Origin of the sequence: Corynebacterium sp. HMSC070E08, assembly GCF_001808895.1 — a bacterium.
GTDB lineage: Bacteria > Actinomycetota > Actinomycetes > Mycobacteriales > Mycobacteriaceae > Corynebacterium > Corynebacterium hiratae.
In genome coordinates this window covers 1-9,957 of the sequence record NZ_KV794773.1, presented here as the reverse complement: position 1 = coordinate 9,957, position 9,957 = coordinate 1, and the positions used below count along the sequence as shown (strand labels likewise).

The following is a 9,957-nucleotide window of genomic DNA, read 5'->3' as shown; positions in this document are numbered from 1 at the left end:
CCGAAGAGAAGAAGGAAGAGCCGAAGGCAGAGGAGAAGCCTGCTGCTTCCCAGTCCTCCGAGCCGAAGACTTCTGAGACCTCCACGAAGGTCAACAACGGCGATAACGTCCCGTATGTCACCCCGCTGGTGCGCAAGCTGGCTGAGAAGCACGGCGTAGACCTCTCCACCGTCTCCGGCACTGGCGTCGGTGGCCGCATCCGCAAGCAGGACGTCCTGGCCGCCGCCGGCGAAGGTGAGGCACCGGCTTCCTCCGCTAGCGCCTCCTCCAGCAACCCGCGCGCTCGCTGGTCCACCAAGTCTGTAGATCCGGAGAAGCAGGAGCTCATCGGCACCACCCAGAAGGTCAACCGTATCCGCGAGATCACGGCGACCAAGATGGTTGAGGCCCTCCAGATTTCCGCTCAGCTGACCCACGTCCAGGAAGTCGATATGACCGCCATCTGGGATATGCGCAAGCAGTCCAAGCAGGCGTTCATCGACAAGTACGAGGCCAACCTCTCCTTCCTGCCGTTCATCGTGAAGGCCACCGTTGAGGCACTGGTCTCCCACCCGAACGTCAACGCGTCCTACAACCCGGAGACCAAGGAGATGACCTACCACGCTGACGTCAACGTGGCCATCGCCGTGGATACTCCGCGCGGCCTGCTGACCCCGGTCATCCACAAGGCCCAGGAGCTAACGCTGCCGGAGATTGCCCAGAAGATCGCCGAGCTGGCTGATAAGGCCCGCAACAACAAGCTCAAGCCAAACGATCTGACCGGTGCAACCTTCACCGTGACCAACATCGGCTCCGAGGGCGCCCTGCTGGATACCCCGATTCTGGTTCCGCCGCAGGCTGGCATCCTGGGCACCGCCGCTATTACCAAGCGCGCGGTCGTCGTGACCGAGGACGGTCAGGACGCCATCGCCATCCGCCAGATGTGCTACCTGCCGTTCACCTACGACCACCAGGTGGTCGATGGTGCCGACGCTGGCCGCTTCATCACGACCATCAAGGACCGCCTCGAAACCGCAGATTTCGAAGCCGACCTTGACCTCTAAGGCTTAACAAGACTCCAAGTCTTAAGAGACTGCTCCCCTGCCACTGCGGCGGGGGAGCTTCGTCGTTTTCCACCCGGCTTTCCTCCACCCCCGCAAACACAGCTCGGTGACATCGCTCAGTGGCGCCGCAACTGCCCTATCTGCCAAAACTATTGCCCGGTTTTCAGAGATCGGCGCTAAGTTTGGCAGATAGGCGCGTTTTCTTTAACCGTCTTGCCACCAAGACCTAACCTCTGTGACTCAGCACACTAGACTGTGCAGCATGGTTTCTCAGAAATGGTTCCGCGTCGCTCTCGGCATGTTTCTCGTCGCGTGCGGCGCTAATCTTTTCGCCCCCATGGTCGTGGTCTACCAAGTCACCACCGATTTGGGGGTTCTGCAGACGACCTTCCTCTTTGGCATTTACGCCCTCGGCATCATGGTGGCACTTTTCATTGGCGGTCCGCTCTCGGATTCGCTGGGACGCCGCGCTGTCATGCGCCCAGCCGTCCTCTCCACCACTGCGGGTTCACTGGTCTTCCTCAGTGGCGCAGGCGGCGCCTTCCTCCCCTTGCTGGTCGGACGCCTGTGTGCCGGGGCTGCGGTGGGACTGGCCATGTCTTCCGGCGCTGCCTGGATCAAGGAGCTCAGCACCCACCTCAGCGTTGGTGCGAAGCGTTCCTCCATTGCTCTTTCGGCTGGCTTCGCGTTGGCACCTGGCGTTGCCGGTATCGCCGCAGAGTTCCTCCCATGGCCCACCGTCCTGCCTTATCTATTGCATATCGGCCTAGCACTCATCGTGGTCCCACTCGTGTGGACGGTGCCCGAAGAGCGCACCGAACAGCCACAGCCTCATTCACAGCCACGGCGCCGTTCCTTAATCCCCACCAGCCTGATTACTCCCCGCTACCTACCGGTCGTGGCCTATGCCCCGTGGGTCTTTGGCTCCGCCACCACTGCCTTCGTCTTCCTCCCCTCACAGCTCAGTGAGCACCTGCGCCACCCCATTCTCATTGCCGGGCTCTGTGCGCTACTCACCATGGGAAGCGGCGTGGTAATCCAGCAGCTAGCGGGCCGCATCCGCGTAACCGCGTTCCACGGCATGGTGCTGGCCGCGATAGGCATGGTCCTGTGTCTCATCGTCGTCGCGGCGGCACACCACGGCTGGGCGGTATTCCTCCTGCCCCTCGCGGCCATCATCATGGGCAGCTCCTATGGAATTGGCATGCTCAGCGGGCTCGCAGAAACTCAAGCCATTGCCCACCCAGCGGAACTCGGCGCGGCAACGGGGGTGTTTTATTCGCTGACCTACCTCGGCTTCTTTGCCCCGTTCATCCTCTCGCTTTTGGGCCCTGTCACGGGGTATTCCACCGCCTTCATCATCGGGTTCGCAGTCGCGGCGCTGACTGCCGTGACGCTACATCTCCGAATCAGGGGTAACCGGGGTTAATGTCATGGCATACGCTTTATACTTGGAGCAGTTTAGGTCACACAAACTAACGCCACGAAGGAGATTCACTATATGGATTTCATCTCTCGTCATCTCGGCCCGGATGCAGCCGAGCGTGAAACGATGCTCAAGGCTCTGGGCTACGACAGCGTCGATGCGCTGGTCGATGCCGCCCTGCCAGCCTCCATCCGCGCCACCGAGGCGCTCAACCTCCCGGAGGCTTTGAGCGAAGATGAGGCGCAGGCGAAGCTGCGCGAGTACGCCTCCCAGAACGTCGTGCTGAAGTCCTTCTATGGCCAGGGTTACTCCGATACCCTCACCCCGGCGGTCATTCGCCGCGGGCTGCTGGAGGATGCCGGATGGTACACCGCCTACACGCCCTACCAGCCGGAGATCTCGCAGGGCCGCCTCGAGGCACTGCTGAACTTCCAGACCATGATCGAGTCCCTGACCGGCCTTCCCATCGCGAACGCCTCGCTTCTCGACGAAGCCTCTGCCACCGCCGAAGCCGTCGGCCTGATGGCCCGCGCGGTGAAGAAGGGCCGCCGCGTGCTGTTGGACTCTCGCCTGCACCCGCAGGTCCTGACCGTGGCCGCCGAGCGCGCCCGCGCCATCGAGCTCGAGGTCGAGATCGCTGATGTCCGCGATGGCATCGTCGGCGAAGACCTCGTCGGTGCAGTTCTGGCCTACACCGGAACCGGGGGCGATATCGTCGACCCGCGCGCCGCCATCGAGGAGCTGCACACCCGCGGCGCCCTGGCCGCCGTCGTGGCCGACCCGCTGTCGCTGCTCCTTCTGGAGGCACCTGGTTCGATGGGCGCAGACATCGTCCTTGGCTCCTCGCAGCGCTTCGGCGTCCCGCTCTTCTTCGGCGGCCCGCACGCGGCCTTCATGTCCGTCACGGATAAGCTCAAGCGCCAGCTTCCGGGCCGCATCGTGGGCGTGTCCAAGGACGCCGCCGGCCGCCCCGCTTATCGTCTGGCGCTGCAAACCCGCGAGCAGCACATCCGCCGCGAGCGCGCCACCTCCAATATCTGTACTGCCCAGGCCCTCCTGGCCAACGTGGCCTCGATGTACGCGGTCTACCACGGCCCGAAGGGGCTGAAGGAGATTGCGCAGCGCGTGCATAACCGCGCTTCTGCTTTTGCTGCAGCAGTCACCGGCGCGGGCAAGGAGATTGTCTCCCGCGACTTCTTTGACACCGTGACCGTCACCGGCGTGGATGCGGCCGCCGTCAAGGCCCAGCTGCAGGAGCAGGGCTACCTGGTGCGCGCCATCGGCTCCGACAAGGTCTCGGTCTCCTTCGGCGAGTCCGCTACCAGCGAGGACGTCAACACCCTTGCCGCTGCCTTCGGCGCCGAGGCCTCCACTAACTCCGAGCCAGCCGCGTCTGGCTCCTTCGAGATTCCGTCCTCCGTCCAGCGTTCCGAGGAGCCGCTGCAGCACGAGATCTTCAACTCCCTTCACTCCGAGACCCAGATGCTGCGCTACCTGCGCACCCTGGCGGATAAGGACTTAGCACTCGACCGCACCATGATCCCGCTGGGCTCGTGCACGATGAAGCTCAACCCCACCTCTGCCATGGAGCCCATCTCCTGGCCGGAGTTCGCGGGCATCCACCCGTATGCCCCGGAGGAGACCACCGCTGGTTGGCGCGCGCTGATCGACGAGCTCGAGTCCTGGCTCGCCGATATCACCGGCTACGCCCAGGTTTCGATCCAGCCCAACGCCGGTTCCCAGGGTGAGCTGGCCGGCCTGCTGGCCATTCGTCGCTATCACGTTGCCAACGGCGACCACGGCCGCGATGTCATCCTCATTCCGGCCTCCGCGCACGGCACCAACGCGGCCTCGGCGACCCTGGCGAACCTGCGCGTCGTCGTGATCAAGACCGCTGACGATGGCTCCATTGACGTCGCCGACCTCGACGCCAAGCTCGAGCAGCACGGCGAGCACGTCGCCGGCATCATGATTACCTACCCCTCCACCCACGGCGTCTTCGACCCGGAAGTACGCGAGGTCTGCGACAAGGTCCACGCAGCCGGCGGCCAGGTCTACATCGACGGCGCGAACATGAACGCGCTGGCCGGTTGGGCCCGTCCGGGTGCTTTCGGTGGCGATGTCTCCCACCTCAACCTGCACAAGACTTTCACCATCCCGCACGGCGGAGGTGGCCCGGGCGTGGGCCCGGTGGGCGTCGCCAAGCACTTGGTACCTTTCCTGCCGACGGATGCCAACGATCCCCAGCTGGATCCTGCGCAGCCGGCTGTGGAGGGCACCGGCGTGCCGTCCACAGCATCGCGCTACGGCTCGGCCGGCGTGCTGCCAATTTCCTGGTCTTATCTGGCCATGGTGGGCTCGCAAGGGCTCACGGAGGCCACGAGCCATGCCATCCTCGGCGCGAACTACCTGGCGCAGAGCCTGAAGGATTCCTTCCCCGTTCTCTACACGGGTAATGCCGGCCTGGTGGCGCATGAATGCATCTTTGACCTGCGCGAGCTGACCGACGCCTCCGGCGTCACCGCCGCCGATGTAGCCAAGCGCCTCGTGGACTACGGCTTCCACGCGCCGACCCTGTCCTTCCCGGTGGCCGGCACCCTCATGGTGGAGCCCACCGAGTCCGAGGACCTGGGTGAGCTGGACCGCTTCATCGAAGCCATGCGCTCCATCCGCGCCGAGATCCAGGAGATCATCGACGGCAAGGTGGCCTACGAGGACTCCGTCATCCACCACGCACCGTTCAACGCCGAATCCGTCGCCGCCGACGAGTGGAACTTTGCCTTTAGCCGCCAACAGGCCGCCTACCCGGTGACCTCCCTGCGCGCTAACAAGTACTTCCCGCCGGTGCGCCGCATCGACGAGGCTTACGGTGACCGCAACCTGGTGTGCACCTGCCCGCCGCCAGAGGCTTTTGACTACTCCGACGACAACCAGGAGGTTTAATCAATGACTGACTACCTGCACTCCCCGCTGCATGCTGAGCACGAGAAACTCGGCGCCACCTTCACCCCCTTCGGACCGTGGGAGATGCCGCTGAAGTATGACAACGAGCTCGAGGAGCACCGCGCGGTACGTAATGCCGCAGGCCTCTTCGATCTCTCCCACATGGGTGAAGTCTGGGTCAACGGCCCGGACGCCGCCGAGTTCCTCTCCTATTGCTTCATCTCCAACCTCACCACGCTTAAGGAGGGCAAGGCGAAGTACTCCATGATCTGCGCGGAGGATGGCGGCATCATCGATGACCTCATCACCTACCGCTTGGAGGAGACCAAGTTCCTCGTCGTGCCCAATGCTGGCAACGCCGACACCGTGTGGGAAGCGCTCAACGAGCGCGCCGAGGGCTTCGATGTGGACCTGAAGAACGAGTCCCGCGATGTGGCGATGATCGCCGTCCAGGGCCCAAAGGCGCTGGAGATCCTTGTCCCGCTGGTGGAGGACACCAAGCAGCAGGCTGTCATGGACCTGCCCTACTATGCCGCGATGACCGGCAAGGTGGCCCGCAAGTACGCGTTTATCTGCCGCACCGGCTACACCGGTGAGGATGGCTTCGAGCTCATCGTCTACAACTCCGATGCCCCGGAGCTGTGGGAAGAGCTGCTCAAGGCCGGCGAGGAATACGGCATCAAGCCCTGCGGCTTGGCAGCACGCGACTCGTTGCGCTTGGAGGCAGGCATGCCGCTTTACGGCAACGAGCTCACCCGCGATATCACTCCGGTGGAAGCCGGAATGTCCCGCGCCTTTGCCAAGAAGGAGCAGGACTTTGTGGGCGCTGAGGTGCTGCGCCAGCGCGCCGAGGAAGGCCCGCAGGCCGTTATCACCGGACTGGTCTCCTCCCAGCGCCGCGCCGCGCGCGCCGGTTCCGAGGTCTACGTGGGTGAGAACAAGGTGGGCATGGTGACCTCCGGCCAGCCCTCCCCCACCCTGGGACACCCAGTAGCGCTCGCGCTCATCGATACCGCAGCTGGCCTCGAGCCGGGTGCGGCCGTCGAGGTAGACATCCGCGGCAAGCGCTACCCCTTCGAAGTGTCCGCGCTGCCCTTCTACAAGCGCGATAAGTAAACTCCACTACTGAAGTCAACTACCGAAAGGACACCCCTTCTCATGGCTAACCTTCCTTCCGATTTCTCCTACTCCGAGGACCACGAGTGGATCAACGCCACCGCTGACTCCGTCGTTGGTTCTACCGTCCGTATTGGCATCACCTCCGTGGCCGCTGACCGCCTGGGTGAGGTCGTCTTCGCTGAGCTGCCGGCCGTGGGTGACACCGTCGAGCACGGCGAGACCTGCGGCGAGGTGGAGTCCACCAAGTCCGTGTCTGACCTCTACTCCCCGGTCACCGGCACCGTGACCGCCGTCAACGAGGACGTGCACGATGACTATGCAGTCATCAACAACGATCCCTTCGGTGAGGGCTGGCTCTTCGAGGTCGAGGTCACCGAGGTCGGCGAGCTGATGACCGCCGACGAGTACGCTTCCGCCAACGGCGTCGATTAAAAAAGCGCTTGAGCAGCGCACACTCAGCCCCTTTCTGGCTGAATCTTCGCGGGGTTTAGGATTGGGTTCATGACTGCTCCCCGCGAACCTTTCTTTCCCGCTGATCGCTCCATCCGCGCTTCCGACGAACCACTGGAGATCCGCCGCTTGGGCCGCATGGGCTACCAAGAGGCCTGGGATCTGCAGGCCGAGCTCGCGGCGGCGCGGGCGGCGGGCACACAGGGTGATGTCATCCTCGTGGTGGAGCACCCCAACGTCTACACCGCCGGAAAGCGCACGCAGCCGGAGGATATGCCCGATAATGGCCTCCCGGTCATTGACGTTGACCGGGGCGGGCGCATCACCTGGCACGGCGAGGGCCAGTTGGTGGTCTACCCCATTATCAAACTGGCCGAGCCGGTTGACGTTGTCGATTACGTCCGCCGCCTTGAGGAGGCCATCATCCAAGCTGTCCGTGAACTCGGCGTGAGCACCGCTGGGCGCATCGATGGCCGCTCGGGGGTGTGGGTTCCTTCCACCACCCAGGCTGCCGACCCAGCCGCCCCGAAGCGCGACCGCAAGCTAGGTGCGTTGGGCATTCGCGTGACCCGCGGCGTGACCATGCACGGCCTAGCGCTCAACTGCACCAACACCTTGGAGTACTACGAGCACATCGTGGCCTGCGGCATCGACGATGCGGACGTGTCAACGCTGTCGCTTGAGCTCGGCCGTGAGGTGACCATGGAGGAGGCAGAAGCCCCGCTTCTCGACGCCCTCCGCAAAGCCCTCTCCGGCGAACTGACGGTGGCCGACCACACCTTTGCCTCGGCCCCAGATCCCATCAAAGTGGCCAACGAGAAGGCCCGCCAAGCCCGCAAAGCCGCGCAAGAAAAATAGCGGCTACCCTCGGTGGAATAAAGCAGCCACCCGCAGGGCTTGTAATAGAAAGAGCTAGTTCAACACCTAAAGTGAGGTTCCGTGACTGTTAAGCCTGAAGGACGCAAGATGCTCCGCATTGAGAAGAAGAATGCGGAGTCTCCCATCGAACAGAAGCCGCGCTGGATCCGCAATCAGGTCCGCACCGGCCCTGGGTATGAGGACATGAAATCTCGCGTGACTGGTGCTTCCCTGCACACCGTGTGCCAGGAGGCTGGCTGCCCCAATATTCACGAGTGCTGGGAATCGCGTGAGGCTACGTTCCTCATCGGCGGCGACAAGTGCACTCGCCGCTGTGATTTCTGCGATATCGCTACCGGCAAGCCAGCGGAGCTGGACCGCGACGAACCGCGCCGTGTGGCAGAGAATATCCAGGAAATGGATCTCAACTACACCACCATTACGGGCGTTACTCGCGATGATCTTCCCGACGAGGGTGCCTGGCTCTACGCTGAGGTCGTCCGCAAGATTCATGAACTCAACCCGAACACCGGCGTGGAGAACCTCACCCCGGACTTCTCCGGCAAGCCGGACCTGCTCCAAGAGGTTTTTGAAGCCCGCCCTGAGGTCTTCGCCCACAACCTGGAGACGGTGCCGCGCATCTTCAAGCGCATCCGCCCGGCCTTCCGCTATGAGCGTTCGCTCGACGTCATCCGCCAGGCCCACGACTTTGGCCTGATTACCAAGTCCAACCTCATCCTGGGCATGGGCGAAACCGCAGAGGAGATCGAGGAAGCACTGCGCGACCTGCGCTCGGCAGGCTGCGACATCATCACGATTACCCAGTACCTGCGCCCCGGCCCGCGCTTCCACCCGATCGAGCGCTGGGTGCGCCCGGAGGAGTTCGTGGAGCACTCCAAGCTGGCCAAGGAGCTCGGCTTTGGTGGCGTCATGTCTGGCCCGCTGGTCCGCTCCTCCTACCGCGCTGGCCGCCTCTACGTGCAGGCCATGGAGGCACGCGGCCTCGAGCTTCCGGAGAACCTGAAGCACCTGGCGGAGACTTCCCAGGGCGCTACAGCTCAGGAGGCTTCCACCCTTCTCGAGAAGTATGGCCCCTCCGAGGAAACTCCGGTGACCACGCGCATGGCCAAGACCCCTGCACAGGCCAACTCTGTTGCCGCTACCATCCGCTAACGCGTTTCTCTTTTTATTCCTCTTGCCCTTAAAGTAGGAGACATGGCTAAGGACGATAAGGCGTCGCTCAAGGACGCGAAGAAGCAAGAGCGCGCGGCAAAGCGTGCCAAGCGCAAGCAGAACTGGTCACAAATGTGGCAAGCGTTCAACATGCAGCGCAAGCAGGACAAGGCTCTCATCCCCATCATGCTGGCCGCATTCTTGGGCGTGGGCTTGCTCTTCTTCCTTATCGGCCTGCTCTTTAACGGCCAGTGGTTCATGCTCATCATCGGCCTGGGCCTTGGTGCGATGCTCGCCATGTTCCTGTTCACTCGCCGCCTTGAGCGCGACATGTACAAGAAGGTGGAGGACCAGCCAGGTGTCGCCGGCTGGGCTTTGGAGCAGCAGCTGCGCAACACCGTGGGCGTGGTGTGGAAGGTCAAGCCTGGCGTGGCTGCGACCCGCCAGCAGGATCTGGTTCACCGCGTGATCGGTAACTCCGGCGTCATTTTCGTCGTCGAAGGTGACCGCAAGCGCGTCGCCCCTACCCTCAACCGTTTGAAGAAGCGCGTTGACCGCCTGGCTGGCGGTGTGCCGGTGTACGAGGTCTTCGTGGGCAGCGGTGAGGACGAAGTGCCGGTGTCCAAGCTGCGCACCCACATCATGAAGCTGCCGCGCAACTACAACAAGAACGAAACCTACGAGAACATTCGCCGCATCGAGGCCATGGATGATCTGCCGGGCACTACTCCGGGCCTGCCCAAGGGCCCAATGCCCCGCCAGGCTCAAAACATGGCGGGCATGAACCGCCGCATGCGCCGCATGCAGGAGCGCAAGGGCGGCAAATAAGCCACCTCGTTTCCGTACAAGAAGGGGTCCCTTCCGAGATTCTCGGAAGGGACCCCTTCTTTACCTTGCGATTCTTCGTTGCTTTAGAACCGTCCTAGCCTTCGTGACCAGGTTTCG

The 9,957-nt window shown here is 63.2% G+C and carries 8 protein-coding genes; all 8 read left to right on the top strand.

Annotated elements, in window-relative coordinates:
• Positions 1 to 1,043, top strand: a 1,043-nt coding sequence (gene sucB, locus HMPREF2526_RS08180; protein WP_070546912.1) for a 2-oxoglutarate dehydrogenase, E2 component, dihydrolipoamide succinyltransferase, incomplete at its 5' end; no start/stop codon positions are given.
• Positions 1,044 to 1,305: 262 nt separating this feature from the next.
• On the top strand, positions 1,306 to 2,472 hold the full coding sequence (locus tag HMPREF2526_RS08175) for an MFS transporter (protein WP_070510667.1): 1,167 nt from the start codon (positions 1,306 to 1,308) through the stop codon (positions 2,470 to 2,472).
• A 72-nt stretch (positions 2,473 to 2,544) separates the two neighbouring features.
• Entirely contained in the window at positions 2,545 to 5,412 is a 2,868-nt protein-coding gene (gene gcvP, locus HMPREF2526_RS08170; protein ID WP_070510669.1) for an aminomethyl-transferring glycine dehydrogenase, read from the top strand.
• Between the two features lie 3 nt (positions 5,413 to 5,415).
• Positions 5,416 to 6,528, top strand: a complete 1,113-nt coding sequence (gcvT, locus tag HMPREF2526_RS08165) for a glycine cleavage system aminomethyltransferase GcvT (protein WP_070510671.1) — start codon at positions 5,416 to 5,418, stop codon at positions 6,526 to 6,528.
• A 42-nt stretch (positions 6,529 to 6,570) separates the two neighbouring features.
• A complete protein-coding gene (gcvH, locus tag HMPREF2526_RS08160; RefSeq protein WP_046647929.1) occupies positions 6,571 to 6,963 on the top strand; it encodes a glycine cleavage system protein GcvH in 393 nt (130 codons plus the stop codon).
• Positions 6,964 to 7,032: 69 nt separating this feature from the next.
• The gene (gene lipB / locus HMPREF2526_RS08155; protein WP_070510673.1) at positions 7,033 to 7,839 is read left to right on the top strand and encodes a lipoyl(octanoyl) transferase LipB; all 807 of its coding nucleotides are present in this window, start codon (positions 7,033 to 7,035) and stop codon (positions 7,837 to 7,839) included.
• A gap of 108 nt (positions 7,840 to 7,947) precedes the next feature.
• On the top strand, positions 7,948 to 9,012 hold the full coding sequence (gene lipA, locus HMPREF2526_RS08150) for a lipoyl synthase (RefSeq protein ID WP_070510675.1): 1,065 nt from the start codon (positions 7,948 to 7,950) through the stop codon (positions 9,010 to 9,012).
• A gap of 42 nt (positions 9,013 to 9,054) precedes the next feature.
• Entirely contained in the window at positions 9,055 to 9,840 is a 786-nt protein-coding gene (locus tag HMPREF2526_RS08145) for a DUF4191 domain-containing protein (RefSeq protein ID WP_046647926.1), read from the top strand.
• Positions 9,841 to 9,957: the final 117 nt, after the last annotated feature.